At 46.0% G+C, this 26,565-nt stretch carries 25 protein-coding genes; 12 read left to right on the top strand and 13 right to left on the bottom strand.

The features are described 5' to 3' along the window. The 8 genes from JUB15_RS14160 to JUB15_RS14125 all read right to left on the bottom strand — a co-directional run bounded on the left by JUB15_RS14160 (window position 1) and on the right by JUB15_RS14125 (window position 6,413). A complete protein-coding gene (locus JUB15_RS14160) occupies window positions 1-975 on the bottom strand; it encodes a Gfo/Idh/MocA family protein (protein ID WP_207513156.1) in 975 nt (324 codons plus the stop codon). Between the two features lie 254 nt (window positions 976-1,229). Then, on the bottom strand, window positions 1,230-1,988 hold the full coding sequence (locus tag JUB15_RS14155; protein ID WP_207513155.1) for a murein L,D-transpeptidase catalytic domain family protein: 759 nt from the start codon (window positions 1,986-1,988) through the stop codon (window positions 1,230-1,232). Between the two features lie 332 nt (window positions 1,989-2,320). Further along, window positions 2,321-2,716: a hypothetical protein gene (locus JUB15_RS14150; RefSeq protein WP_207513154.1), complete on the bottom strand. Its 396-nt coding sequence runs from the start codon at window positions 2,714-2,716 to the stop codon at window positions 2,321-2,323. After that, window positions 2,716-3,189, bottom strand: coding sequence for a Panacea domain-containing protein (locus JUB15_RS14145; RefSeq protein ID WP_207513153.1), 474 nt, complete (start codon window positions 3,187-3,189; stop codon window positions 2,716-2,718). Before JUB15_RS14145 ends, JUB15_RS14150 begins: the two co-directional genes overlap by 1 nt. 295 nt (window positions 3,190-3,484) lie before the next feature. After that, window positions 3,485-4,192 carry a LytR/AlgR family response regulator transcription factor gene (locus JUB15_RS14140; RefSeq protein ID WP_207513152.1) on the bottom strand — a complete coding sequence of 236 codons (708 nt, stop codon included), beginning with the start codon at window positions 4,190-4,192 and terminating at the stop codon, window positions 3,485-3,487. Then, complete coding sequence (locus JUB15_RS14135; protein WP_207513151.1) at window positions 4,182-5,045, bottom strand: sensor histidine kinase; 864 nt, start codon at window positions 5,043-5,045, stop codon at window positions 4,182-4,184. Before JUB15_RS14135 ends, JUB15_RS14140 begins: the two co-directional genes overlap by 11 nt. Continuing rightward, window positions 5,045-5,389: a DUF4907 domain-containing protein gene (locus JUB15_RS14130; protein WP_207513150.1), complete on the bottom strand. Its 345-nt coding sequence runs from the start codon at window positions 5,387-5,389 to the stop codon at window positions 5,045-5,047. Before JUB15_RS14130 ends, JUB15_RS14135 begins: the two co-directional genes overlap by 1 nt. Next, window positions 5,376-6,413, bottom strand: coding sequence for a Kelch repeat-containing protein (locus JUB15_RS14125; protein WP_207513149.1), 1,038 nt, complete (start codon window positions 6,411-6,413; stop codon window positions 5,376-5,378). The genes JUB15_RS14130 and JUB15_RS14125 overlap by 14 nt, the downstream gene beginning before the upstream one ends. Before the next feature lie 751 nt (window positions 6,414-7,164). On the opposite strand from JUB15_RS14125, the gene JUB15_RS14120 reads away from it, so the two are divergent. Further along, window positions 7,165-8,523: a DUF4270 family protein gene (locus JUB15_RS14120; protein WP_207513148.1), complete on the top strand. Its 1,359-nt coding sequence runs from the start codon at window positions 7,165-7,167 to the stop codon at window positions 8,521-8,523. A gap of 10 nt (window positions 8,524-8,533) precedes the next feature. Beyond that, window positions 8,534-9,784 carry a BamG family beta-barrel-assembly machinery protein gene (gene bamG / locus JUB15_RS14115; RefSeq protein WP_207513147.1) on the top strand — a complete coding sequence of 417 codons (1,251 nt, stop codon included), beginning with the start codon at window positions 8,534-8,536 and terminating at the stop codon, window positions 9,782-9,784. 245 nt (window positions 9,785-10,029) lie between these two features. On the opposite strand, the gene JUB15_RS14110 is transcribed toward bamG, so the two are convergent. Beyond that, complete coding sequence (locus JUB15_RS14110; RefSeq protein WP_207513146.1) at window positions 10,030-10,926, bottom strand: hypothetical protein; 897 nt, start codon at window positions 10,924-10,926, stop codon at window positions 10,030-10,032. 366 nt (window positions 10,927-11,292) lie between these two features. On the opposite strand from JUB15_RS14110, the gene JUB15_RS14105 reads away from it, so the two are divergent. Together JUB15_RS14105 and JUB15_RS14100 are read left to right on the top strand one after the other, a co-directional pair. Next, on the top strand, window positions 11,293-11,937 hold the full coding sequence (locus JUB15_RS14105) for a GNAT family N-acetyltransferase (protein WP_207513145.1): 645 nt from the start codon (window positions 11,293-11,295) through the stop codon (window positions 11,935-11,937). A gap of 324 nt (window positions 11,938-12,261) precedes the next feature. Next, window positions 12,262-12,603 carry a helix-turn-helix domain-containing protein gene (locus tag JUB15_RS14100; protein WP_207513144.1) on the top strand — a complete coding sequence of 114 codons (342 nt, stop codon included), beginning with the start codon at window positions 12,262-12,264 and terminating at the stop codon, window positions 12,601-12,603. Window positions 12,604-12,694: 91 nt separating this feature from the next. On the opposite strand, the gene JUB15_RS14095 is transcribed toward JUB15_RS14100, so the two are convergent. From JUB15_RS14095 to JUB15_RS14080, 4 genes are all read right to left on the bottom strand, one after another. After that, the gene (locus JUB15_RS14095; protein WP_207513143.1) at window positions 12,695-14,425 is read right to left on the bottom strand and encodes a GMC oxidoreductase; all 1,731 of its coding nucleotides are present in this window, start codon (window positions 14,423-14,425) and stop codon (window positions 12,695-12,697) included. Between the two features lie 269 nt (window positions 14,426-14,694). Continuing rightward, complete coding sequence (locus tag JUB15_RS14090; RefSeq protein ID WP_207513142.1) at window positions 14,695-14,988, bottom strand: hypothetical protein; 294 nt, start codon at window positions 14,986-14,988, stop codon at window positions 14,695-14,697. A gap of 151 nt (window positions 14,989-15,139) precedes the next feature. Beyond that, complete coding sequence (locus JUB15_RS14085; protein WP_207513141.1) at window positions 15,140-16,942, bottom strand: cytochrome c peroxidase; 1,803 nt, start codon at window positions 16,940-16,942, stop codon at window positions 15,140-15,142. A gap of 69 nt (window positions 16,943-17,011) precedes the next feature. Next, window positions 17,012-18,436 carry an alkaline phosphatase PhoX gene (locus tag JUB15_RS14080; RefSeq protein WP_207513140.1) on the bottom strand — a complete coding sequence of 475 codons (1,425 nt, stop codon included), beginning with the start codon at window positions 18,434-18,436 and terminating at the stop codon, window positions 17,012-17,014. 213 nt (window positions 18,437-18,649) lie between these two features. Here JUB15_RS14080 and JUB15_RS14075 point away from each other — a divergent pair, with 213 nt between their 5' ends. The 8 genes from JUB15_RS14075 to JUB15_RS14040 all read left to right on the top strand — a co-directional run bounded on the left by JUB15_RS14075 (window position 18,650) and on the right by JUB15_RS14040 (window position 25,753). Next, window positions 18,650-19,480, top strand: a complete 831-nt coding sequence (locus JUB15_RS14075; protein WP_207513139.1) for a hypothetical protein — start codon at window positions 18,650-18,652, stop codon at window positions 19,478-19,480. Window positions 19,481-19,761: 281 nt separating this feature from the next. Then, window positions 19,762-20,163 carry a helix-turn-helix domain-containing protein gene (locus JUB15_RS14070; protein WP_242696348.1) on the top strand — a complete coding sequence of 134 codons (402 nt, stop codon included), beginning with the start codon at window positions 19,762-19,764 and terminating at the stop codon, window positions 20,161-20,163. A gap of 457 nt (window positions 20,164-20,620) precedes the next feature. Further along, window positions 20,621-21,127, top strand: coding sequence for a MauE/DoxX family redox-associated membrane protein (locus tag JUB15_RS14065; RefSeq protein WP_207513138.1), 507 nt, complete (start codon window positions 20,621-20,623; stop codon window positions 21,125-21,127). Window positions 21,128-21,146: 19 nt separating this feature from the next. Then, window positions 21,147-22,031: a glycosyltransferase family 2 protein gene (locus tag JUB15_RS14060; RefSeq protein ID WP_207513137.1), complete on the top strand. Its 885-nt coding sequence runs from the start codon at window positions 21,147-21,149 to the stop codon at window positions 22,029-22,031. A gap of 438 nt (window positions 22,032-22,469) precedes the next feature. Next, complete coding sequence (locus JUB15_RS14055; protein ID WP_207513136.1) at window positions 22,470-22,901, top strand: helix-turn-helix domain-containing protein; 432 nt, start codon at window positions 22,470-22,472, stop codon at window positions 22,899-22,901. 459 nt (window positions 22,902-23,360) lie between these two features. Then, window positions 23,361-24,473, top strand: coding sequence for a hypothetical protein (locus JUB15_RS14050; protein ID WP_207513135.1), 1,113 nt, complete (start codon window positions 23,361-23,363; stop codon window positions 24,471-24,473). Window positions 24,474-24,653: 180 nt separating this feature from the next. Beyond that, entirely contained in the window at window positions 24,654-25,145 is a 492-nt protein-coding gene (locus tag JUB15_RS14045; protein ID WP_207513134.1) for a TlpA family protein disulfide reductase, read from the top strand. A 311-nt stretch (window positions 25,146-25,456) separates the two neighbouring features. Continuing rightward, on the top strand, window positions 25,457-25,753 hold the full coding sequence (locus tag JUB15_RS14040) for a hypothetical protein (RefSeq protein WP_207513133.1): 297 nt from the start codon (window positions 25,457-25,459) through the stop codon (window positions 25,751-25,753). The last annotated feature ends 812 nt before the right edge of the window (window positions 25,754-26,565 follow it).

The raw sequence follows: 26,565 nt of genomic DNA, 5'->3' as shown, positions 1-26,565 counted from the left end.
TTACACAATAATATTATTGCTTTTGATCTTTTGTAAAATCTGGTGTGCTACATCCATGGCCCGGTAACCATCAACTTCCGATACCAGGGTTGGCGTATTGTTCACAATTGCATCTCGAAACGATTCGAGCTCTTTTTTTATTGCATTTACTTCGGGAACCTGCGGATTTACTACTGCAATGGTCTTTTTGCCATGCACCGTATCCAGGTCAAAGGAAAAAGCGTCGATGTCCTGGGGTGACTTTAATTTAATGATCTCGGAGGTTTTTGCCAGAAAGTCGATCCCAATATAGGCATCTTTCTGGAACAAGCGCATTTTGCGCATTTTCTTCATGGAAATACGGCTGGATGTGAGATTGGCCACACAGCCATTATTGAACTCGATGCGCACGTTGGCAATATCGGGGGTATCGGTCATTACGGCCACGCCGCTGGCGGAGATCTGCTTCACCTCGCTTTTTACCAGGCTTAAGATAATGTCGATATCGTGGATCATGAGGTCGAGGATAACGCTTACCTCGGTGCCCCGCACATTGAACTGCGCCAGGCGGTGCACTTCGATGAACATGGGGTTCAGCTCCATATTTTTTACGGCCAGGAAGGCGGGGTTGAACCGCTCTACGTGGCCTACCTGCAGCTTAATGCGGCTTTCCTTTACGAGGTTCACCAGCTCCCGCGCCTCCTGCATGGTATGGGCCATGGGTTTCTCCAGGAACACATGTTTGCCTTTACGGATGGCCATTTTGGCCAGTTCGAAGTGATAGTTGGTGGGGGCAATTACGTCAATCACATCTACGGCATCGATCAGCCGCTCTGCGTCGAGGAAACGGGGAAGCTGGTACTTTTCTGACACATCCTGGGCCGCATCATCGGATGGATCACAAAAACCAACCAACTCTACGCCTTTGATCTCCTTCCAGTTATTAAGGTGAAATTTCCCAAGATGTCCTACGCCGAATACACCGATCTTTAGCATACGTTCAATTAAGGCGCAAAGATAACAGCTTGCACAGTTTGCTTCGTACCTTTTTTATAACCAATAGTTACACTGGATGTTAATAAGTTACATGAAGGATTTCTGATTGCGAGATTTTTAGATTTTGAGATTTAAAATCCAAAAATCGCAAAACCTGCCTGCGGCAGGCAGGTCTCAAAATCTCCAAATCCCAAATCCCAAAATCTCAAAATCTCAAAATCAAATCCCGAAATCATAAATCTCAAAATCAGAAATCATTTTACAAGTTGTGATTTGGCCATATAGGCAATGCTGGGGTGATAGATAAACAGGCAGGAGCCTTCCTTCAGCAGGTCGATCAGCTGTTGCGATAGTTCGGGCGCCACGGCCGGGCAACCCCAGCTGCGGCCGATATAACCCTGGCTGTTGATCAGGTCTTCGTTCACATAATCGGCCCCGTGGATCACAATGCCCCGCCGCATGGCGTAGTCATTGATGCCTTTCTCCATCCCCTTCAGCTTCAGCGAATACCCATTACTGCCCTGGTAGGCATAACCGGTTACATAAAAACCCAGACTGCTTTTATTAGAAGATGGTTTATTACTGAAAGAAACCGCTTTTTCCTTACCGGTCTTCATGCCATGCGCCACCCAGGTATTGAACAGCAGCTGGTACGAGTTGAGGTCGATCACGTATAACCGCTTGTTCACGCTGGGCTGACTAAAATCTACGATCGCCAGCAGGTTGTCTTTGATATGCCGGGTCTTCACCAGTTTGGCCATACCCTTCAGGGCCATGGTAAATACTTTTTTCGACAGGCCCGCTTCCTGTAAATGAAGGCTGTCGTACACATTCAATTTGTTCTTAATGGAAAAAAAAGAAGGCGCGGCGGCCGGGGTGGCCGAGGTGTCGGAAAACAGGCGTTTACCCGTTCCCGCTTCCCCATGCGCGGGGGAGAATAACAGTAAGATCAAACCTGCTACAATGGCGAGGTTCAGCCGTTTTCCCGGTTTCACGATTAATGGTTTTCGCATGGATCCGTTCCCGTTTTGTAGATAGTTGTACAGAAATATTGCTGCTCTTAAGCGGCTATCCCGGCTACCCTGAAAACTGCCGGGCACTTCTAAAAACAGCGCTTTTTAGTAACAATAATCAGTCCGGTAACGGCATTACCCACGAATTAAGTATATCACTAAACCGTTTTTAACTTTTTTACAGCCCCGTTTAAGTGAAAATGTGAATAAATTTTAGGGGTTACCGGGTACCGGTTACGCAACAGTCTCTAGTAACCATGCCCCTGTAACCTCCACCTTGTAACCTGTAACTCATGCTAAGGAGAAAAGTCATCCACTTTAATGAAAGCTATCTAGGTCGATTTATCCTTATTAAAGAGATAGTTCACCACTACGTAGAAGAAACCGAACACATTGGCGGTGGTGGTGGTAATAAGGGCGATCAGTACGCCGTCGGAAAGGACATACACTTTGCGGCTGCACTGCACCACGATGAACAATACCAGGAACATCCACAGTACGGTGATCGCAAAGATGATAATGCTGAAGACCTTCCGTGCCCGGTTATCGTCGAGCAGCCGTTTCAGTTGCGCCCGCGAGAATGCCTCTTCCATGTCGAGCCCCTTCACCTCATTTACATTCGCCTCCTTGACATTTACTTTGGGATCTGCCGGCTTTTCCAACAAGGTATGCAACAGGTTCTGCGCCTCGTGTTCCGAGGCTACGCTGGGATGAGGCGGAGTTTTCATCAGGCTTTGATTAGCAATTTTTCGAAGTAGTGTTGTATTTCATCGTTGTGAATGGGGGTTGATTTGGCATCGGGGTTATAGACTTTTGACCAGGGCCCGTTGGGCTGGTGTGTCCAATGCGACAGTGACATGGCGGAGAAATCTTTCAGGACGCCCCAGGTATAATTGATGGATTCGAGTGCCCGGTCATCGAGGCGAAACGGCGGCTTATAACTGGCCGATGGAGTGACCTCGGCGGTATCGGTGATAGGGCGGCTGCCATAGAGTTTAAAATCCTGGTAGATCTCGGGAATGACCGGACCATACATCCATGCCTGAAAGGTTTCATTGATCAGGGGCTCATGGTATTTGGCCAGGTGATAGCCCTGGGCAAAGTATACCAGTTTTTGCAACTTCATTTGAGTTACAAACTTCCCTTCATCGATGCCTTTTTTCACAAAGGCAAAAGCGATCAGTGATGCAGGATAGGCCATTTGGTATTCAGGTTTTTGATTTTCCTTTCACACCAAATATAAACATTTATTTTTAATTACTAATTTTCTTAGGAAAACGCTCAACGCTAAACGCTTAAGGCGGAACGCTTGCTCCTCTTAATTTGAACGATTGGCTTGAATAGCCTTGTTTGTATTAGCCTTCAGCCTTCAGCTCTCAGCCTTTTGCCTTTAGCGTTTAGCATTAGGCGTTTAGCATTAGGCGTTCCGCGTTGCGCGTTGCGCGTTAGGCGTTCAGCGTTAGGCGTTCAGCGTTCAGCGTTTAGCGTTCAGCGTCTTATAGTTTCTCCCCAATAACAGCGTATAAGGCATTCCGGTAATGCTCGCTGCAGGGCAATTCGGTTTCGCCGAGCAGCACGGCTTTGCGCGAAACGGTATCTACCTTACGCAGCGAGATAATATACGAGCGGTGAATGCGAATGAACTCATCGTGCGGCAGGCGGTTCTCAAAATACTTCAGGCTTTGCAGCGTAATGAACGGCTTCTTGCTGTCGACCAGGTGGATCCTGGTATAATCTTTCAACCCTTCGAGGTACAGGATATCGCTGTAAAAGATCTTCTGGATCTTGTGCGATGTTTTGATGAACATAAAATCATCTTTTTTCAACAACGACCTCGCCTTTCTATAGCTGATATACTCATACGCTTTGTTCACGGCCGACATGAACCGGTCGAACGGAACGGGTTTCAGCAGGTAGTCGATGGCATCGAGCTCGAAACCTTCCACGGCGAACTCATTGTGCGCGGTTACAAAGATCACGGCCGGCCGCTTGTTCAGGGTTTTCAGGAACTGCGTACCGCTGAGGTCGGGCATGCGAATATCGAGCAGCACCAGGTCGATCTCTTCTTTTTCAAAATAAGGAAAAGCCGATACCGCTCCTTCGCAGCGGGCTACCAGGTTCAGGTAAGGCACCTTCCTGATAAAATCTTCCAGCAGGTCAAGCGCCCAGGGTTCATCGTCGATGATAATGCAATTAATGGTCATGGTCCAGTTCAATTTTCAGATTAACAATGTACAGGTGATCGTTCTCAATAACATCCAGCAGGTGCCGGCCGGGATAAAGTACATCCAGCCTTCTGCGGGCATTGATGAGCCCCACACCGCCGGTGGATCCCCTGTTTGATCGGATTATGGCGTTTCCCACTGTTAGCGCTAGCGTATTGCCGGTAACGGCAATGGATATGTTGATAGCTGATGGTGCTGTGTAACTGATGCCGTGTTTAAAAGCGTTCTCTATAAAGGTGATGAGCAGTAACGGCGCAATGAATAAACCGTTTACCGGTCCTGAAACGTCATAATGAACAGAAATATTTTTCGACAGCCGTAGTTGCTGCAGATCAATATAATTACTAATATATTCCAGGTCCTGTGACAGCGGAATTTTACCGGCCGCCGAATCGTATAACACATACCGCATGATGCGCGAGAACTTCAGGATGCTGTGTTCGGTTTGGTCTGACCGCAAATGCGCCTGCGAATAAATGCTGTTGAGGGTATTGAACAGGAAATGCGGATTGATCTGCAGCTTCAGGAAGTTCAGCTCGGCATTGAGGCGCTCATTTTCCAGCAGTTTTTTCTGTTTCTCACTGATGTACAGCGAATGGGCCAGTTTGAAATTGATAAAGAAGAGAACGATGAGGAAAGACTTGTTGATTAGTTCGCCGTAGAAGAAACCGGTATCGGGGGTATTCATCCGGTATAAGAGCACAGGCAGTATGAGGAACAGGCCCCATAGCAGAACATGCACGCTAATTACCAGCAGTTTGTGCCGCACCCTTTTTACCGGTTTAAACCCCAGCACGGAAGCCAGGGCATCCCGGACCTTTTCTTTGGTCATTACTCAGATTGAGCAGCTGAGACGCCCGGACGTTGCTCCGGCTTTCGACCAAACAGGGGATCATTGCCTGATTTTATACTTTCTATAACAGTTTTAGCGCGGGTGGCCGCTTCCTGTTCGGTAGCGAAACCATCGCTGCCCGATTTACCGGGTATGAATGGCTGGTGAATGATGATGCGGTCGTTGAACAGCACATCGTAGCCCCAACCCTTTGCTGTTTTGAAACAGGAGTAGTGTAATCCTTTGGGAGATGCCGGTTGTATCACCAGCATAAAAAAAGTACTGCCGGCTGCAAAAAGGATTGCCGCCAGCAGTACCAGTTTATGTTTTTTAGAGATTGTCATTGTCATCGTCTTCAACACCAGGCTGCAGTTCGTACATATTGTCGAATGGAGCTGTACCGCTGCGGCCGCTTACCACGAAACCACGGTTCTTCAAAGTAAAACCGATAGCGCCGGTACGGGCAGCGCCGCTGAAAGTTGTTTTTTCATCCCAGGTATCAGTAGCGGGATCATATTCCCAGGTGCGGGTGTTCAGGCTTCCGGATTCCCCGGTAACGAGGTAACCTTTACCATCGATCACAAACGTAGCGCCATTGAAGCGGGCGATGGTCGTGTACTCATCATCGTAGCTCTCATCGCTGGAGTTGGTGATCTTTCTGAGGTTGGTCCAGCTATCAGAATTCTGATCATATACCTGCATATCGGTCAGTGCAGCGCCATTGCTTTCACCACTGATCAAATACGCCTTATCGTTGATAACAAATACCTGGGCCTTGCTTCTTTTGGCGCCGAGGATGCCGGCTTTCTGGGTCCAGCTGTCGGCAGCAGCATTGTATTGCCAAACGTCTTTCAGGTAGCTGTCATCGTAACCGGTAGCTACATAAGCATTGCCGCCTACCACAAAAGCAACCGCATCAGCACGGGCAGTACCGCCAAAATCATTTCTGGGCGCCCAGCCATTGCTGTCGGGGCTGTATTGCCACATGTCTTTTTTGTAGTTGGCATCGAAGTCGTAGCCGGTTCCCACATAGCCTTTGCCATTTACGGCAAAACCAATGGCCGAGCTGCGTTTGCCGCCTTTAAAGTCGGCGATCTGTGTCCAGTATCTTTTATCCAGGGAATATTTCCAGAAATCTTCAAAACGTCTTGTATTGGTGTTGGTGAAACCAGTGCCAACGAACACGGTATCGTTGATAATGAATGATACCGCTTCACTGCGGGCCGGACCATCAAAAAAATCGCTGATTGCCCAGTTACCCACCAGGTCGCTTGTTGAATCATTAGAACTTTTACTACAAGCTGGAATGATCAAAAGTGGTGCGGTAGCAATCACAAGGGCCAGGGAGTAAACTAGAACATTCTTCATTTTTGTTTATTTTCTGTTTTGTTTTTTTAGCAGTTGGCCGGGATCCGGGCGACGCCGGGGCGGCTGCATGGTTACATGCGTTCGCTAGTTAATCTATTATTTCGACAGGTAAAAATATTTCCGGCTATTCCAAACAAGTTTATAAAATAGATCAATATGGTTTTGGACTCGACGAATCCGGCGCAAAAATCTTCCATTTTTTTGGCCGGCGTCAACATCTAAACAATTTTTTTTTGTAAAAAGCTGCAAGCTTACACAAACAACTTATAGGTTAAATATTGTAAACCACAAGATTAACCAAGTATTAACATATCCGGCGGCCCATATCATTTTCCTGTATGCACTTTTGCACAACTTGTTTCAAAGAGGCCGGGAATATTTCCGGGCTTATTATAAATTTGCAAATTTGCAAAATTTCGGTCGCCAATCAGAAATTTAGTTTTCGCCGGCAAAAATAAACGGTTCGTCGATTATCCGGCGGCCATCATATATAATAACAAAATTTCGTGTTGAAGGCCTGATAAATTGCTCTTTGTTCCCGTAATGGCGCGCAGCAAGCTATATCAAGACGGGTGGAATTGAACACAAAGAGGTGTTAAAATGAAAACAAATATAACGCAGCGCAGAAAGTTTAAACCTTATATTCCATTACTTTACACCTTGCTCGCCGAAGCTTTAGCGAAGGAGAGCCCAATATTTAACCAGTAAACCTTGAACTAATTCAGCTTAACAATCACTCACTAACCATAATATGTATATACACAAAAGGGTACCTGTCATTCTCACGCTCTGCTTCCTGTTCTCCGGCCTGTTGTCATCCTGTTATAAAAAAGATATCCAGGTAGGTAGCGAACTCGCAGAAAGCCATACCCGCATTATTACCGTAGACACCGTAGGGGTACTGCTATCGAGTTTTGTGCTCGATTCTTTTCCAACCAATGGAAATTCTTTTGCTCTCATAGGCAACTATCACGATACATACACCGGTAAGACCAATGCCAGCACCTTTTTTCAACTGGGTTTGCCTACGCTGGCGGAAGACCTGCTGCCCAAAAGCGCCGTATATGATTCCCTCGTGCTGTTTTTGAAACCCAACGGGTACTATTATGGCGATACTACGCAGCCGCTGGCTATTTCCATTTACCAGCTGGCCGAACAACCCGTTGCCAAGGTCCTTTCGAACGGACAGCAGGAGATCTACAATCGCAGCAGTTTTGCCCTGAAAGGCGCTCCCCTGGCCAGCTTTTCGCGACTGATCAGGCCGCGCAACGAAACAGATACGATCACCGTGCGTTTACCACAGGCCATGGGCGAGGAGTTTTATCAGAAGATCCAGAACAAGGCCAGCGAATTTACCAGCAGCACCAATTTCCTGGATTATTTCCGGGGACTTTGCCTGCAGCCTACCAACAACAATGCCGGCGCCGTTTACGGGTTCAATATGGGCGACAGCAGCATCAGCATGCGCCTGCATTACCACCTGACGGTTCCCGATAAACAGGATAAAGTACTGGAGTTTGTGATGACCAACTCCAGCCTGCAGTTCAACCGCATTCTTACCGACCGGCAGGGCACCCTGCTGGAAAAGACTTTCGCCAATCAACAGGAATTTGTGTCGAACAATACCCACCCCTATGCCATTACCCAAAGCGGCACCGGGGTATACCTGAAAGCCAGGTTCCCTTCCCTGCGCGATGTGCTTAAGATCAATGAAGTGGTGCGGCTGATGGATGCCCGGCTGGAAATTAAACCGATCAGAGGCAGCTACAGTATGTTTGTGAACCAGCTGCCCGGCACCTTATTCATGAAATCGACTGACATCACCAATGTACCCGGCGGCATTCTCACCGATACCACCGGCGGCGGAACGCCGATGATCAGGCGGCCGGAGATCGATTACCTGTATGGCGCCTCCACCAAATACACGTTCCATGTAACCAGTTATATCAATGCCTTGCTGAACACCCCCGGCAGTATAGACAACGGCCTGTTCATCCTGGAAGAGGATCCGGCAGCGGCCAAACAGATCAACCGCGCCGTTATCGGCAATTATCTGAATGGCACCAACTACCAAACCAGACTGATCTTAAATCTTTTGACAATCGAATAACCACTATATAATGAGAAAAATATTTGTACTGACCGGGTTCTTTGTGGTGCTTGCAGCTGCAGCCAGCGGGCAGAATATGAGCTCACCGTATTCTGTGTATGGCGTTGGGGAGATCCAGGCCCAACACCCCGATCGCAGTAGTGGCATGGCCAACACTTCTGTCTCGTTACTGTCGACCCCGGGTTTTATCCTCAACAAAAACCCCGCTTCCATCATCGGCCTCGAAAGAAGCCTGGCCCAGATTGACCTCGGCATCGTTGGCAAGATCGTTTCTTTTAAAGGCAACGTGATCAATGGCGACAACAGTTCTACCCGCGATGTTACCATCAAACGCATTTCTTTATCGGCCAAACTGAATAACCACTGGGCCAGCAGCATCGGCCTTATGCCTTTCAGTTATGTAAATTATTCATTCAACGCCCCCAAGACCGTGGAAGGCGCGCCCACCACCTATACCGGCCTGTACGAAGGGAATGGCGGCCTGAAACATATCTTCTGGACCAACGGTTTTGCCCTGGGCAAAAACCTGGCCCTCGGCGTACGCTCTTCCTTCATCTTCGGTTCTATTAACCAGATAGAGACCCTCGCCGGCGGCGGACTCAACTCTTCGGTAGTGACACAGCTCACCGATTATTACAGCGGGTTCCGCTTTGAAGGCGGCGCCATCTATGGCGCCAAACTGAGCAAGGACTGGCGGGTTTCCTTAGGTGGAAAAGTGACCACCAAAAGCGATCTTACCTCTAACAAGACCATCACGGTTACCGAAGGCGGCAGTGTGGTAGAACAGGATAAACAATTAAGCGATGGCACCTTCACCCTGCCCTGGCAGTATGATGCCGGGATCTCGTTTGTAAACAAAGGCCGCACGACCTTCACCGTTGACTATTCGTATGGCGACTGGAACAAACTGAACCCCGGCGGCGGTACCTGGACCATGGTGAACAATGAACGTATATCTGCAGGTGTTCAATTCTCGAAGCAGGTACAACGGTTTGGGATGGTGGCGGAGAAAAGTTATTTATCGGCCGGTCTGTTCTCCGACAAATCGTACCTGCAGGTAAAGGGACAACATATCGAGGGCTATGGCGCTACTATTGGTTATGGTGGTTATTTAAGCCGCGGCCTGGCGTATAACCTCGCCGTAGAGGCCGGCCGCCGTGGTACGCTTACGAATAATCTCATACGGGAGAATTACTTTCAGTTTACGTTGTCTTTGTCGTATAGGGAAGTGTTGTATAGTAAAGGAAGAAAATATGATTAGTGATGGTTACCGGATACCATCATGCCGTTACAGGTTACATGTTGCAGGTTACAGGGGGCTTAGGGGCGGGGGCAAAGTTTTGCCGGTGAATAAGTTTGAGGTTTGAAAATTAGTCCCTGGAACATGCAACCTGGAGCTTGTAATGCTTGTTTCCCAGCGATGGCCTGTTGTGATCAAATTACTTTCATAACGGAACAAAGCCCTGCAACCTGTACCCTGGAACCTGTAACGCTCGCTAAACCACGTTAATTTCTTTTATAAAAGTAAATCTTCACTTTCGAGGCTAAAGCTTTCTCGCTTAGCGTAAAGTATCCCGAATCACTATTATCGAATACGATCGCCTCGCCCTGCGGTTCCTGCACATAGGGCAGTTTAACCGGTTCTTTATGCAGCGCCTGCACGATCGTTTCGCCGGCTGAACGATGGTATTGATAAATGGCATCGTAGGTCTTCACCACGATCTCGTTTCCACCGGGCGATAAAGCGGCACTTACCGCATAATTAAAACCAAGCGTAGCCACTTCTTCTACCCGGTTCATGTGGGTGGTGCTGTAGGGATATTTCATCCGGAAGACCTTTGACCGGATCTCTGTTTTCGTGATGATATAGATATCTTTTGTAGCCGGATCCACGAGGATCGCTTCGGCATTATGACTGCCATCCGGATAAAAGAAGGCGATCCTGTCTACCTGCTGCACGGTATCCGCAGCCGCCAGCGGTTCTTCCAGGCGGTAGATCGCATAATCGGCATATACCAGCAGGTTATCGCCTGTTTCAGCAATATACAGGTAATTGGTAGCCGGTTTGGGACCTGACGACAACACGATGTCTTCCCAATCGCGGTTGATCACGTGCGGCAGGCGAATGGACTTCCCATCCGTTCCATCCTTTTTTACCAGGGCGATTTCAGGCGGATTACCACTGTCCTGCTGCACCCATAAATAACCGGGGTTTGCTTTGCTGTCGGCAATACCAGACACTTCATTCAGGCGGGCATTGGTGAGGGTATATTCCTGCGGCTTTTTTTCAAAGCCGGTCGCTTTCTGGCTCGACTTTGCCTGGTTGCAGGCGATCAGACCCATAAAACCAAGTAACCACAAATAGCGCGCATCGCACAGGGCGGGACATCTCTTTATAACCATAGCGGCAAGGTATTAAAATTCCCGGCATTGTGGTTTGCCAAATCCTTTAGGCATTTGTGAAATTCTCAGCAGGTAAATATTCTCCCGATTTCATAATCAAAAAACCGAACGGTTAATTATATTGCCCGGGTCGCGTGCAATGGCGGCCACCTAAAACTACTTCTATTCCGGCAGTTACCTGACCAGGTCGCCGGGATCTTATTCCCTTTATCGACCAGGATCTGATTTTTTCAGAACGCCCGGCGCAGGCGGATCATGCGTTCCGTGTTTTTGCGTTGAGCGTTAAGCGTTGAGCGTTTTGCGTTTCGGTTTTGCGTTAAGCGTTAAGCGTTAGGCGTTAAGCGTATTAAAATGAATGCTATTGCCATGAATACAACCTTATCTTTATACACACCACTTGTGCCCGGTAATAAATACGATCCTGTGTACCGGCAATCCTTTGCCAAAGGAAACGTGACCATCACGCTGCGTCCTTTACAGCTCACGGAAGACTGGCCGTTTATTTCGCGGTGGTTACTGCGCGAAATAACGCGCAAACTGCCCATGACCAGCCACCTGCCCGAAAAACATTTGCGCGAGACTTATAGCATCATGCTGGAATGCGATTTTGCCCAACCGCTGATGGGATTGATAAATGAGCAGCCTGCATTTCTCATCGAGATCTGCCATGGCGAAAAACAGGGCAATGGGCTCGATGAAGGACCGCATGATTTTATCAGCGGCGATCATAGCATCCGGCTGCTGCTTTCCCCTACAATTACGCATATACGTCACGGCGGTGATTATACACTCTTCACCTGCCTGCATTATTTCTTTTCGTTCAACGAAGTGCAACGGCTGGTGTGGGAATTGCATGAGCGCGACCGCCAATTACTACAGCTGGCGCAGCATGTAGGGTTTGACAAATCTATCGGCCGCCGCTGGCAGGGCATACAGGTTTATCTGTATTCACGCGAAAAATACCAGCTGCTTTCGGACATCTATCCCAGATATGCACAAAAACAAACGTAAATTAAATAAACGCCGAACGCTTAACGCCGAACGCGAAACGCAAATACAAAAGGCTGAAGGCGCAAGGCTGAAGGCTGAAGGCACAAGGCTAAAGGCGCAAGGCTAAAGGCTGAAGGCTCAACGCTAAAGGCTTAAGGCGGAAGGCTAAGGCTGAAGGCTGCTGAAGGCTCAACGCGGATTCCCCTCCTTCCGGAGGGGGGTTGGGGGGAAGCCCTCGGCGGGCAAGGGAGTTCGGAGGAGGCCTTAAATAATTTAGATTCCGTATTTTCGTATGTTAATTACCGTTCTACAGTAGATCAGACAAGTGCGTTTAAACCTTATTGTATGCCCTTAAGTAATCAGGATATTTTGAATATCCAACAGGCCAGAACGATCCTTGCCGAAAACTTCGACAAGCACATAACGATACCGCAGTTAGCGCGGCAAACCGGTATCAATGAAGCTAAGCTTAAAGAGGGATTCAGGGAATTATTCGGGCAAAGCATCCATGCCTGCCTGCAGCAATTGCGGCTGGAGAAAGCGCAGGAATTACTGCTGACCACCGATCTCTCGGTGACCGACATCACCTATTTCATCGGCTACAGCCAGGTGACGCATTTTACCACTTTATTTAAAAAAGAGTTTGGTTTAACACCAACAGAATGGCGGAAACAGAAGAAGGTTTAATTTCCGGCTATCGGTCGCCAGTTACCGGTTACCAGTTACCAGCATCTTTTGATAACTGATAACTCAATAACTGAACAACGGAATAACGCCATTAAAGGTTGCCATTTTTTAATTGAGCGACGGCATAATCAGCCGCCCTGGCCGTTAACGCCATATACGTCAATGACGGGTTCTGACAGGCCGAGGAGGTCATGCAGGCGCCATCGGTGACGAAGACATTGGGCGCATCCCATACCTGGTTGTGCCCATTCAGCACCGAAGTTTTGGAATCGCGGCCCATGCGCGCCGTACCCATTTCATGAATGCCCTGCCCGATGGCATAGTTCTCCGAATCCCAGGTGGAAATATCCTTCACCCCGGCCGCTTCAAACATAGCCACCAGCTCTTTTATAATGTCTTTACGCATTTTGAATTCATTCTCCTTCAGCTCGGCATCCATCGACAACACAGGCAAACCCCATTTGTCCTTCACCGTGGGATCAAGCGAGATCTTATTTTCGTGATAAGGCAACACTTCCCCGAAGCCCGTGGCGCCGATATGCCATACGCCCGGTTCGGTAAGCGCTTCTTTCAGTTCAGCGCCAATGCCTAATTCTGCTACATCACGCGCCCAGTTATCGCGGCTGGCGCCGCCCTGGTAGCCATAACCGCGCAGGAAATCGCGTTTATCGCCAAACAGGTTGGCAAAACGCGGAATATAAAAACCATTGGCGCGGCGGCCATAATAATATTTGTCTTCAAATCCTTCCACATAACCTTTGGCGCCCAGCATATAGTGATGGTCCATCACGTTATGCCCCAGTTCGCCACTGCTGCTGCCGAGGCCGTCGGGCCAGATGTCGGTAGCCGAGTTCATCAACACCCAGGTAGAGTTCAAAGCCGAGGCACACACGAAAACGATGCGGGCATAATACTCGTAGGTCTTGTTGGTTTCAGCATCCAGCACTTCCACGCCTCTGGCTTTTTTGGCGTCTTTGTCATAAATGATCTTAGTAACGATGGACCATGGCCGTAAGGTGAGGTTACCGGTTTTGGTAGCGGCCGGCAAGGTAGAAGACTGTGTGCTGAAATAACCGCCGAACGGACAACCCTCCCAGCAGCGGTTACGGAACTGGCATTGGCTGCGGCCTTCGATGGGGGCAGTTAAATTGGCCACACGGCCGATGAACAAATGACGATGGTTCTTATAATGGGCTTTGATGCGGGCGGCCACTTCTTTCTCCACACAGTTGAGGTCCATCGGCGGCAGGAACTGCCCGTCGGGCAGTTGCGGCAGGCCTTCTTTGGAACCGCTGATGCCGGCGAACCGTTCTACATGATCGTACCAGGGCGCAAGGTCTTTATAGCGGATGGGCCAGTCGACCCCTACCCCGTCTTTGGCATTGGCCTCAAAATCGAATTCACTCCAGCGGTAGCTTTGCCGGCCCCATAAGAGCGAGCGGCCGCCTACCTGGTAACTGCGCCACCAGGTGAATGGTTTTTTCTCTACGTACGGACAATCCTTTTCGTTCGTCCAGTAGCCGACGTTCTCTTCATGAACGATGGTGCCGCCGGCCCAGTCGCGGGTGGCCACGGGCAGCGCCTGTTTATGTTGTTGGGTATGTTTCCCGCGGTGGGTAAATTGCCACGGGTCGTAGGTAGCAGAAGTGTAATCTTTGATATGTTCCACATTACGGCCTCTTTCGAGCATCAGGACCTTGAGGCCTTTTTCGGTGAGTTCTTTGGCGGCCCAGCCGCCGCTGATACCGGAACCTATTACAATAGCGTCATACGTGTGTTGAATAACAGCTTTGCTGTTGACATGCAGTGTATCCCCCGGCATAGCAAAAGTTTGGTTGATGGTTCAATATACTGGATTTAGAGGGATTAATGTCAATTCGACGATAATTTTTTGTTGAACGGTTACCGGTTACCAGTTGCCGGTTACCGGTTTCACGTTCAAGGCGTAGATGTTTTCCCTGCAACCTGTAACCTGTAACCTGTAACTTGTAACAACACAACAATGGTTTTCCCTGCAACTTGTAACTTGTAACCTGTAACGCTTTCTTCTGGTCGGTGGCCCGTTTACAACAGGGGCATTCATATAGATAGTTATAATCTGAATTCGTGTGCATCTGCGGTATCGAACACGGCCTTCAATCTGATGTCGGAGTAATCCTGTTTTGTCTTCACTTCAAAACGCAGCAGCTTATCGGCATTGGTAGCGAATTCGTGGCGTAAGGCCTTGTATTGTTCTTCGGTAATGAGACCTTCCTTCAGGTATTTATCGAGTTTGCGCATTCTTTTCTCATACGCTTTAATGATAAACCCTTTCGCTTCGATCACCGCGTGAATAAAGATGGGATGTTTGGCAGGCCGCCCATTATTGTCTGGATAAGCGTCCATATAGCAATCAGCATTAGTTGATCAAAGGTATCGATAAAGCGATTCCACCGGCAGCATAGTTTTTTTAACCATATATAGCAGCCTGTTACTCGATCAGGGAAATCTTTTTTATAAGCGCATAAAGGAAAAGATGAAAGAAGTGTTCTGCTTATTAGTTGTCGGTTAAGGCGCCCAGAAAGGCCACGATCGCTTCCTGTTCGGCAGTTGTGAGCGATAAGGAATCGAAAGGCAATGACTGGTGCGGCAGCTCGATGCCTATGCCGCTGCCCCCACCCTTGTTATAAAACTGCACCACTTCGTTCAGGGAGGTATATACGCCATTATGCATATAGGGCGCGGTGCGGGAGCTATTACGAATGCCGGGTGTTTTCAGTGAATACAATAATTCAGGGATCTGATTGATCGCATAGCGGCCCGAGTCGCCATCAATGCGCGCCTGTTGCCACAGCGGTTTGGCAGGCACGCCAATGATCTCCGATTCTGATTTGGTGAACCACGGCGGTATAGTGCCGTTGAACAAAGGCATAAAATGGCAGGTGCCGCATTTGGCTTTGCCCATGAAGAGGTTGAAGCCGTGGATCTCCTGTGTTGTTAGTTGTTGCTGCTGCCCGCGCAGATAGTCATCGAAGCGCGAAGCAAAAGGATTCAGCGAACGCACATAGGCTGCAATGGCATTGCGGATCTCATATCCGCCGATCTTTTTATCAGCACCATAGATCGCCGACAACTGTGACCGGTACGCGGGATCGGCCAGCAGCTTTTCCGCCGTAGCCCTTGCATCGAGTGCAAATTCATTGGTGTTAGACATCACTTCATTCACCTGGTCTTCAAGGGAAGTGGAGCGCAGGTCATAGAACTGCGCGGCCTGCAGGGCGGCATAATATAAGGTGGGCGTATTACGCGGTAAGGAGCCTCCATGCACCAGGTTACCGGCTTTAGGCAAGCCATCGGTAAAAGCCAGCTTCTCTTTGTGACAACTGGCGCAACTGATGGCGCCGGAAGCAGAGAGCCGGGGATCGGCAAACAATTGTTTACCCAACGCTATTTTTTCTTTGGTAGCCACCGCTTTCGCATACCCGGCATAGAAGTCGGGGTTCCAGGCCCTGCCTTCCATGAGGTCGGCAAACGTGCCATAAAAAGGTTTTGATAAAGCAAGCGTATCCTTGCCGGCCGCGACCGCCATCCGTTGATCCAGTAACCTGCTTAAGGGCATCAGGTGATCCGTAATAAAAACCAGCCGGTCGAAGGAATTAAAATCACGATGGTTTAACAGGTAATTTATACTGTTGTCAAACCGATCAGGCACACTGTCGTTCAAAAGCTGCGCACCAATATACGAGCGGCAAAACAACTGAATTCCCTTCAGTGCTTCAGCCGATTCGGGCAGCGATTGAAAACTGACCGGCGCATCGAAACCGGTAATACCCAAGGTAGCAATGCGGATCAACTGGTGCTGCACCAGCTCGCGCGCATGGCGCGGTAAGATCGCGTGGTGCGGCATATTGGCTTTTACAAAACGCAGGTCGGTGATCAGCAGGTTCACTTCATTGGATACGGTGGGGCGCAGGGAATCGTGGAAGCTGCCATACAAATATTGTTCAATCACCTGGAAACCGTGAGGCGGCCATACCTGGCCGTCTTCTGTTTTAATGTCAGGCAGGGCCGGACCGTTAATTCTTCGCGTGAGGCCCTGGAAATAGTATTCGGTAATCGCTTCTGCTCTTTTGTAGATATGACGGCTGGTTACAAAGGCCGGTCGTAACACCGGTGTATCAGCGCCCTGTTTTATCAGCGTGTCTAATTTAAGCAAGGAGGTGATGAGGCTGTCCATTTGCGCATTGAACAGCGCTTTGGCAGCGGGTTCGCCGGTGGCTGCTTCTTCTTTATTAAAACAGGCAGAAAAACAGATCAACAGAATAAAAACAGCAGTAATAAGCCGGGCAGCAGGTTTCATGTTGTGGAAAGATAAAGACCTGTAAGGTGGCAGCAACCAATGCTCCCCTTACAGGTCATTTATTATTTGTTATCTCGGTACACCGGTTAAGATCAGGGTTTGTCCGCCCTCCGCGTTTGGCTGCACGGAAGTGGCTTTACTGGGATTCAGGAAACGCGTGCCTTCCACCCAGCTATGCGAATGGATATTGATGAGGAAGGTGCCGGTTACATCGATGTCTTTCGAGATATCGATCATGGCGCCGAATTCCCATTGACCAAAACGCTGGTCGTTGGCCGGATTGTATTTGGTGCCGCCCAGGGTTTTGTTCTTCAGGTCGATGAATACCTTTTTGGTGCCGGAAGCGATATCGTGCTGCCATACGAGGGAGTTATGGGTAGCGCCGGTCCAGTAAGAATCGCCGTCTTCCTGGATGTACACATAATTTTCGGTTACACACAGGTTATCGGGATTGATGATATCCTTGCCACCATTGAGGTCGCCGTCTTCAATGATCGACAGTTTTCCTTTCAGCGGATCATTGGCATTCATCGTAAGGTGGTATACGCGGCCCCAGTGCGTTTTCTCCGGTGTAGTGGCCACACCGGTAGCAACGAAATACAGTTCCCGGCTTTTAGCGCCGCCGCCTTTCTGGTAGTCGAGGTCTTCTACACGGGCGAACTGGATCGATTTCAGGGAGCTGTTCAGGTTCTCGATATCGGCGCCGGAGAGGTTAGCGGCATCGGGCACTTCCACAAATTCCACATCGTAGGTATTGCCTTTGGTCATAGCCGTTTCAATCTGGTTCAGATCGGTGCGGCGCAGTACATAGAGTTTACCATTGTCGAGATCGCCGGGCGTGTTGGACACATACAGGTATACCTGGCCGTTGGAGGCGTCTTCGCCGAGGATGATGACGGTTTTGCCATGGTAAGCATCTTTCGCGAGGGGAACGGCATTTTCACCGCTGAATTTGCCGAGGGCTTTTTTCACGCGCGAGTTGTCGGCGGGGTTGGCAGCGCCAATGGGATCGATGGCATGGGTCATGGCGTTGGGGTTGCTTTCGCCGGTGCTGAGGAATACGGTTTTGGGGAAACCATGTTCTTCAGGTGTAGCGAGAGAGCCCGAGCACAAGCGGAACATACCACCATCGGTATTTACAATATATTCCCCTTTAACGGGATTGAGTTTTTTATCGAGGTATACGCGCGAGATGGCGAAGGTATTTTCGTGGTTGGTGACCATGATATAACCGGAGCCGTCGGGATTCTTCAGGAAGCCCTGGCCGTCGGGGGCGCCGCCGTATACGAAGTTGGGATGGCCGGGGATGGTGTCGCTGCTGCTGATGAGGGTGTAGGCAGTAACGGAAGAAGCGAAGGCCGGATCGATGGTCATCAATGCCTCGGCATTGGACCTGTTCCTGAACTCGGGCTTTTCGGTATTGTCGTTGTCGTCGTTCTTATCGCAACCGAGGAATACCAAAGGAAGCGCCAGAGCAGTCAGTAATTTTTTCATGCGTGGAGATTTAAGGCCGCAAATAAGGCCCTTCCTGTTACCAAAACGTTACCCCAGCGTTACCGAAATGTTTTAGATTATAATATGTAGTGGCACTAATAATTGGAACGCCTGTATGAACTGTTGAAAAACCGGGATGAACTGTCATTTACCCGTTATGACCAATGCCACGGTAAGGTTACATTTGCGGTCATATAGGAAATTATAGCCGTTATGACCAAACCATTATTACCACTGTTACTACTCACCACCCTGGTTAAGCTTTTTACCGCCTGTGACAAAGACGACAAAATTGACGAACCCGGGATCGATGTACCGCAATACTATTTAAAGACCATCACCTGGAGCAATGGGCTCACCGGCAACTTTGTATACCATCCCGACAGCAGCCTGCAGCGTATTGATTATACCTACCAGAATGTAGGCGGCAGTACCGTCTTCGGTTGGGCGGGTAATAAATTGACTGAGTTATACGATGACCGCTCCATGTACAAGAATGTATTTGAGTATGACGCCTCGGGGAAAGTAGTAAAAATGAAAAACCAGGAGAAGACGCCCAGCTCCGACCGGCACTACCAGTTTCAATTTATTTATAATGGCGCTAATAGAATTGATACCCTGAAGTATTCCATCACCAATGAAGCCGGCACCCAGTTAAGAGGTCTGAGCATCTACGAATACAATCAACACGGTGAGCTGGCAAAAGTGATCACCCGCCAGGGCGTTAATGAAATTACGCATACGATCGATGCGTGGTCGCCACCGGTGAGTTTTGTGGCCGGCCATTATATAGAAAGCACGCTGATGGAGAACTATCCCATTTACAACCTGGCGGTGATGATGCAACTGCAAAAGGCCAACAAGCTGCCGGCCAAGGTAACCCGGGTAGTGAAAACAGGCGCTGATCCGGCGTATGTTGATAAAATAGAGGAGCACATTTTTACGGTCAGCAATTACCGCATCGAGAAGGTGCAATCGACAACCACTTACCCGCAGATGCCGGATTATACTGCGCACCTGGATGCGGTGTACAGCTACCATTAAGTTATGGCGGCGCCGGCCGTTGTATGATATATAAACAGGAACTAATCTGACCGGGCAAGGGAGCGCTTTTAAGCGGCGCTCTTTTGCCCTTTTTATGTTCGGGGCCGTGCCAATTGTTGTAAAACCGGTGCTAATGGTGCAAACTATGACATCATTGGGCAAAACATGAATTGATTTTTTAAGCGCGGTAATTGTTTAGCTGTATTTTTGATAAGGATTAAACTTTTATTAAACCTTATACGAAATGTAGAACGATGAGAATGCGATCAATTTTCCTTAACATGATAAATCGTTCTGCCATGCTCGACACGAAACCTTATTCAAATTATGTGCTAGCGGCGGTAACTTCCATTAAAAAGCACATTGATACGGATCCTTTTCATTACCGGACAGCCGCTGAATTACTCGATCATTTAAGTACGCCCCATCGCAATTCGGTTGAAAAAGCGTTTAAAGCCCTATACGGCACGCGCATTAAAGAGTACCAGGTAAAGCAACGCCTGTACCTGTCGAAGTTCCTTTTAAAGGAAGGGATGTCTAAAAAGCAGATCGCCAAAAAATGCTATTATGGATCTTCCAGTGCGTTCTGTACGGCCTTTAAAAAAGAGTTCGGCATGTCACCTACTGAGTGGGAAAAAGCCTTCCAGGAGCACATGGCCGCCCTCAGTGATGCAAAAAGATAAACAGTTACTGCAAAAAGATAAAACAATCATGCAAAAAGATAAAGTTCACGCATGTAACTTGCATACAGAATGAATGAAGCTCCGGTGATTGCCGCCGGAAGGAATCAGGAGATCGGTTACAGGCCATTTGTAGTTGTTTCACCTTCCCACTTCAGGCAATGTAAATTCAAATTGTTTCATCTTATTAAATAATCGCACCCGGATACAAGATCCGGACTTACCAATCTATTGTACTGTCATTACTGAACTATCCTTAATGGATAAGGTTTCCGCCGGTACGCCGTGTTTTTCTAAACACAGCCAATACGGCAAGCCAAGATCAAAGGGAATGTACTATCATTCTATCGACCCCTTTCACTACTAGCTGTTACAACGTACATTTTAAAACGACCCAACTCGTCTCCACTGCTGGCGGAAGTCGAACGGGAATACCATTAAACATTATCAACCATATACCATGGAAGGTCCTGTTATTCAAAACCGGAAACCATTTGCAAAGATCATCTCCTTCACCTGGCTATCAAAATCTACTATTGTAGAAACTATAGCTATACTGTTTATCATACTCTTCCTATATACTGGTATCAGTAAATTAATGGAGTATAGTGTATTTAAAGAGCAAATAGCCGAATCACCTATCTTAAAGCCTGTTTCTTCTTTCATAGCCTGGGCATTACCGATAACAGAATTCATTGTATCCCTTATGTTAATGATACCGCGTTGGCGGTTGAAGGGGTTATATGCTTCGCTGTTCTTAATGATAGCCTTTACCATATATATAGGAGCAGTAATGACCTTCTTTAAAGAGTTGCCCTGCAGCTGTGGCGGTATTATCTCGTTGCTATCCTGGAATGGCCATCTACTATTCAACAGCATCTTTATTCTACTGGCCTTCATTGGTGTACGGCTGGAAAGGCAGCTGAGAAGAGCAGCCAAAGCAGACTGGAACAGGATTCAATTGTAAACCTTGAAAAATTAACCTTATGCCTGATACAATTCATTCAAGCAATAGTTTGATCGTGCAGCCGGTGCCTGAGACGCTGCCCGCAGCAGTGGAGCAGGATAATCAAAGTACAGGACTTTCACAAACTGCACAGGAAAAAGCCATTGGCATTAACCGGCTATCTATAATAATACCAGCTTATAATGAGGAAAAGACCATTGGGTTGATCCTGGACCGGATCAATGAGGTGAAGTTGATCCGCAATATTGAGAAGGAGGTGATCATTGTGAATGATTGTTCGAAGGATAATACGGAGGCTGCTATACAAAATTATATTGCCAATACACAGAATCTCACGATCAATTACTTCAAATATATAAAACACGATGTAAACCAGGGAAAGGGTGCGGCTATCCATACAGGCATTGCCCAGGCAACCGGCGAATACCTGTTGGTACAGGATGCTGACCTTGAATATGATCCGGGCGAGTACAACACACTCTTGAAACCCATTGTACTTGGCTCGGCAGATGTGGTATACGGCTCTCGTTTTATGGGCGGCAATCCTCACCGCATCCTGTTCTTCTGGCATTCGATCGGCAATAAGTTTCTCACGTTCTTAAGTAACATGTTCACCAATTTGAATTTGACGGATATGGAAACAGGGTATAAAATGTTTAGGACGGATATCATTCAACGGATTTCGCTTGATGAAAAGCGATTTGGGTTCGAACCTGAAGTCACTGCGAAGATTGCACAAGTGCCAAGTATACGGATCTATGAGGTGGGTATTAGCTACTATGGGAGAACGTTTGCTGAGGGGAAGAAGATTGGGTGGAGAGATGGGTTTAGGGCAATTTACTGCATACTAAAGTATGCATCGATCACAACAAAATCATTAATCAAACAGAAAGTGAAGAACTAAATTTTCTATTTATTAATTGATCGTTATAACATTTGTTTCAAAAAAAAACATGAAACCGTTGCGACAAAAACTAACGCCTCCAGAAAGCACTTCCTTTAGTATAGAAAAAATCAATACTTCTTTTCTTTTTAAATGACCCACATGAACATATAGAAAATGAACTTATTTTATTTACTCAAGGAGCAGGTATTGTATATAGACGACTGCATAGAGGACGAAACAGGCGACATTTATTACAGTAAGTAATCTGCTTCGTAATACATTTTCGTGACAACAGCCGGGGCAATCATTTTATCAACATGCCTGAATGTAGCGAAATAAACAAATACTGTTATTATCAAGAATGGATTAAAACTTAATGGCAACATCAACCTTAATATCAAATCACTTGTTGACGCGTTAGAAACACCCTCAGTAATTAACTGTAAAATACCGTTTATGCAATGTTTAGAAATAATGACCAGCACTAATGAATACGTCATTCTGAATTCCAAAATGTCGAATTTAACTAACTATAAAAAAGTATATAATATCAATATAATTATTGAATTTACTTTAGCTTCTTTCCACCAGCGGATTTCTTTGAATCAAGTGGCTACGCTGGCATGTATGAGTGTTTCAGCTTTTTGTCATTATTTCAAACGTTGCATGCAGAAAACTTATATTGATTATTTAAACGAAGTTCGGTTAAGATATGCTTGCGAACAATTGCTGCAAACAAATAAGCCGGTAAAAGATATTGGATTTGAAAGCGGTTACAATACTATAACTTACTTTCATCGACAGTTTTTGCGGATATATAAAATTACACCCCTTCAATATCGGAACCAGAACAAAATGCCTTCTGAAGCAAAAGTTATACCGTTATAAATTTAAAAAAACGCTCAATCTATGATTTCTTCAGATAATACTCTAAAAGAGCAATCCTTTAAAGATTTCTTGTATAATAAGTCCGGGAATAGGATTATCTTATATTTGGCCGCTCTGGCCATTGTCCTTCAGTTCGGCATCTTCAAATACTTATATCCATTTGTAAGCTATATACATGGCGATTCATTCTCATACCTGGAAGCAGCCGATCAAAATCTAAGCATAAGTACATATATGATTGGTTACTCAAAATTTCTAAGGCTTTTTAGTGTATTCAACAAAACCGATTATACTTTATCAGCTTTTCAATACTTATTCATTCAATGTAGCGCTTTGTACCTCTTATTTACAATATTCTATTTCTATAAAACAGGCCGGCCTATACAATATGTACTATTATGTTTTATGGTATTGAATCCATTGTTCTTACACCTAGGAAACCTTGTAAGCAGCGACTGTATGTTTGCTGGATTAAGCTTTATTTGGTTTGCCTTGCTACTCTGGAACATTCACCAACCGAGCACCAAAACTATTGCGTGGCATGCTGTCATACTGTTTTTAGCATTTACTTTTCGTTACAATGCCTTAATCTACCCATTTATTACAATGATAGCTTTTGGATTATCAAAATTACCAATCCGTGCAAAATTAGTGGGTGCTAGTTATGGGATAATATTATGCGGAATATTTGTATGCTTTACAATGTATAAGTACAAACAATTTACCGGTTATTGGCAATATAGTCCGTTTAGTGGATGGCAAATGGCAAACAATGCTATGTATGCTTACCGATCCGTAGATAGTGCCGATAGAGGGCCGGTGCCATTAAAGTACCAGGCGTTAGATAATATGATTAAGGACTTTTATGCCAAAACAAATAATGGAAATGTATTTCCTTCGGAGAAAGCATTAGCCAGCACTTTTTATATGTGGACTCCAAGTATGCCACTTATGAGGTACAGAGATAGCATATTTAAATTAAAGGATCCGAAAGCTGGAGAATTTAAAAAGTGGGCTAGTATGGGACCATTTTATAAAAGCTATGGCATGTATATTATCAAAAAATATCCCTATCATTTTGCTGAGTGGTTTTTATGGCCAAACACTCGTAAATATTTTGCGCCACCAGTTGAGTTTCTAGAAAACTACAATTCTGGCAGGGATGCAGTCACCGATCAGGCCAAAGTATGGTTTGGTTATAAAAGTGTAAAAGTCAAAAGCAGATTAAATAATCCCCATATCTGGATACTCGCATATTATCCTATTGTTACCGGTATCATAAACATATTAATGTTGTTTGGATTATTATATTACGTGTTACTTAAAGGCTGGCGAATCAATGATGTTTTTAACAAAACGATTATAATAGGCGGCGCGGTATGGATGTTTAATGCCTTTTTTACCATCTTCGCATCATCTGCAGCGTTGAGATTTCAAACATTCCCTATTTTACTCACTACCATAATCGCTCTTCTTTTGGTAGATTGGCTTTCTCAACTGTTGCGCAGTATGAACCTGAACAAACGTCAAGTAACAATAGAAGAAAAAGAAGGCAACGTATTTGTAGCATAGTTGCATATCCTTTCCATGCACCACTAGGAAAACGGTAATAAAAAGGGCTTGTCAACGTAAAGAATTTGCATTTATAAAGTCACTTTTGAAATGGTTACAGTAATATGGATTTTATCAGTCATCTACCAAACTTATTTCCATTAAATTAAAGACCCAAATTTCCAATAAAATAGAAAGAATATGAAAAATATCATCCAGCTCGTGCTTATTAGTTCATTAGCCGGTTGCTTTAGTTCTGAACCGCAAAAAAGCGGTAAGGAAGGACAGTCCATGCCTGAATTCAGCATCTTATTAACAGATAGCACAACTTGGCTGCGAAGTGCCAAGTTTCCAAATGATAAAGCATCTATATTTTTCTACTTCAGCCCATATTGTTCTTTCTGCAAAGCGCAAACTAAAAACATTGTAGAAAATATTGATAATTTAAAGAATATAAATTTTTATTTCATTTCCTATTTTCCTCTATCTGCTGTGAAAGAGTTTAATAACGAATACAAATTATCAAAATACCCTAACATTATTGTCGGGTTGGATAGCGCGAATGCGGTCAATGACTATTTTGAAATTCCTGCATTTCCTTACCTCGCGATTTATGGCAAAAACAAGAAATTGAAAAAAACATTTATCGGAAAAATATACAGCCACCAATTGAAAAAAGTGGCAGAAGAATAAACACATTGCGCAAGTCCGACTACCTTATTGCAAACGATGCTAATACCACCTGCGGCAGGGCCCGCTGCTGGACGGTTTTGGCGGAATGTTCGAAAAAACATCTAATTAACTTTCAAATAGTTCTTTCGATGTTTCTCTGAACACCGGTCGCCTTGTATTATAGTCGAAGCTCATTAATTCGATGAATTGCAAAAGCTATAAAACACTAGCGACAATATCACCATGTGGCGAAGCCGAAAACCACTATAAACGAGTAGGCTATTTTTAAAATCAACCTTTAGCTTTTTCAATTGTAAAAGGCATTTTATTTTATGAAGAAAGTAAAAATCATGTTGCTATCTTTAGGTTTATTAGCTGTTGTAGGTGCAGCACTGGCATTTAAAGCAAGATATAGCGCAGATTATTGTACTGCGGCATCTGTAAATAACGCATGTGTTAACTTAGCGTGTCCAAACACAGCTTTTGCAAGAACAACCACTAACAGCGGAACAACTATTTTCTGCACCGTTACCGCGAGCATTGATAATCAAGGTAATCCAACTTGTACAGTGAATGGACTAAATCCAAATTGCCTTAACCAAGCTCCTACTACAATAAAAAGACAATAATCTAAAGTAAAAACAGACGTCATTTATAACTAAATGTAAAGGCGTTGAATAAATATTGTCCCTTAACAAGGGACAATATTTATTTATTGCATACGATTGTGTCAAAGCCATACGGCTTTACTGTGAGCCATCTGTTTACTGAATAAGGACTATAAAACTGCCAGACCCCCATACTGCTTGTTACTGTAGCCATTTTGTAGTCGACTTCCCGCAGAGAAGCAACTGCTAATAGAGAACGAGTCACTTTCTACCGTTACAAAGACAAAGAAGGTGATTCTGCCTTACAAGAAGTTAGCCGACGTAAACCATACACTAAGAATCCAACAGAGGAATATGGTGAAGGAAATTATTGGCTATGGCGACTATAAAGCCTGCTTATGGCAACTTCCAGCAAGTTATGAATTGAAAAGTAAGTCATTTTATATCTGCAGATGGTGTTAGATGTGTCTCGCTTACGTTATAACAAGGAAACGATGTTCAACGCCTAAAAGCTGCCTTAGAGGTTAATTAAACCAGGAAGGCATAGTTCATACCGAAGATCAGATCATAGGCCTGGAAAGAGCAAAAGAGGAAAAACAAGCGTATGCCGAAACAAAAACCGACCATCCCCGGGCCAGGATACTTTTAACATTGGCATCTCCAAAGGCGTAGATTGTACTTAGCTTCAGAAGCGTATCGATACTAATGATAAAACAGTACACTAAAAATGAACTATACGATCATATGAAATAGCTTCAATATGATCTGACAGTTTGGGATTAACTTTAAAGTAACTACACAATTAAGTAATCCCAAAAGCTGTCAAATCATGA

Source organism: Longitalea luteola (genome assembly GCF_017356035.1).
Taxonomy (GTDB): domain Bacteria; phylum Bacteroidota; class Bacteroidia; order Chitinophagales; family Chitinophagaceae; genus Niastella; species Niastella luteola.
This window is presented reverse-complemented; position numbering and strand designations above follow the sequence as displayed.

Coding starts and splice junctions, on each gene's coding strand:
- JUB15_RS14160 (WP_207513156.1), bottom strand. CDS start 975: ATGCTAAAGATCGGTGTATTCGGCGTAGGACATCTTGGGAAATTTCAC.
- JUB15_RS14155 (WP_207513155.1), bottom strand. CDS start 1,988: ATGCGAAAACCATTAATCGTGAAACCGGGAAAACGGCTGAACCTCGCC.
- JUB15_RS14150 (WP_207513154.1), bottom strand. CDS start 2,716: ATGAAAACTCCGCCTCATCCCAGCGTAGCCTCGGAACACGAGGCGCAG.
- JUB15_RS14145 (WP_207513153.1), bottom strand. CDS start 3,189: ATGGCCTATCCTGCATCACTGATCGCTTTTGCCTTTGTGAAAAAAGGC.
- JUB15_RS14140 (WP_207513152.1), bottom strand. CDS start 4,192: ATGACCATTAATTGCATTATCATCGACGATGAACCCTGGGCGCTTGAC.
- JUB15_RS14135 (WP_207513151.1), bottom strand. CDS start 5,045: ATGACCAAAGAAAAGGTCCGGGATGCCCTGGCTTCCGTGCTGGGGTTT.
- JUB15_RS14130 (WP_207513150.1), bottom strand. CDS start 5,389: ATGACAATCTCTAAAAAACATAAACTGGTACTGCTGGCGGCAATCCTT.
- JUB15_RS14125 (WP_207513149.1), bottom strand. CDS start 6,413: ATGAAGAATGTTCTAGTTTACTCCCTGGCCCTTGTGATTGCTACCGCA.
- JUB15_RS14120 (WP_207513148.1), top strand. CDS start 7,165: ATGTATATACACAAAAGGGTACCTGTCATTCTCACGCTCTGCTTCCTG.
- bamG (WP_207513147.1), top strand. CDS start 8,534: ATGAGAAAAATATTTGTACTGACCGGGTTCTTTGTGGTGCTTGCAGCT.
- JUB15_RS14110 (WP_207513146.1), bottom strand. CDS start 10,926: ATGGTTATAAAGAGATGTCCCGCCCTGTGCGATGCGCGCTATTTGTGG.
- JUB15_RS14105 (WP_207513145.1), top strand. CDS start 11,293: ATGAATACAACCTTATCTTTATACACACCACTTGTGCCCGGTAATAAA.
- JUB15_RS14100 (WP_207513144.1), top strand. CDS start 12,262: ATGCCCTTAAGTAATCAGGATATTTTGAATATCCAACAGGCCAGAACG.
- JUB15_RS14095 (WP_207513143.1), bottom strand. CDS start 14,425: ATGCCGGGGGATACACTGCATGTCAACAGCAAAGCTGTTATTCAACAC.
- JUB15_RS14090 (WP_207513142.1), bottom strand. CDS start 14,988: ATGGACGCTTATCCAGACAATAATGGGCGGCCTGCCAAACATCCCATC.
- JUB15_RS14085 (WP_207513141.1), bottom strand. CDS start 16,942: ATGAAACCTGCTGCCCGGCTTATTACTGCTGTTTTTATTCTGTTGATC.
- JUB15_RS14080 (WP_207513140.1), bottom strand. CDS start 18,436: ATGAAAAAATTACTGACTGCTCTGGCGCTTCCTTTGGTATTCCTCGGT.
- JUB15_RS14075 (WP_207513139.1), top strand. CDS start 18,650: ATGACCAAACCATTATTACCACTGTTACTACTCACCACCCTGGTTAAG.
- JUB15_RS14070 (WP_242696348.1), top strand. CDS start 19,762: ATGATAAATCGTTCTGCCATGCTCGACACGAAACCTTATTCAAATTAT.
- JUB15_RS14065 (WP_207513138.1), top strand. CDS start 20,621: ATGGAAGGTCCTGTTATTCAAAACCGGAAACCATTTGCAAAGATCATC.
- JUB15_RS14060 (WP_207513137.1), top strand. CDS start 21,147: ATGCCTGATACAATTCATTCAAGCAATAGTTTGATCGTGCAGCCGGTG.
- JUB15_RS14055 (WP_207513136.1), top strand. CDS start 22,470: ATGCAATGTTTAGAAATAATGACCAGCACTAATGAATACGTCATTCTG.
- JUB15_RS14050 (WP_207513135.1), top strand. CDS start 23,361: ATGTTTGCTGGATTAAGCTTTATTTGGTTTGCCTTGCTACTCTGGAAC.
- JUB15_RS14045 (WP_207513134.1), top strand. CDS start 24,654: ATGAAAAATATCATCCAGCTCGTGCTTATTAGTTCATTAGCCGGTTGC.
- JUB15_RS14040 (WP_207513133.1), top strand. CDS start 25,457: ATGAAGAAAGTAAAAATCATGTTGCTATCTTTAGGTTTATTAGCTGTT.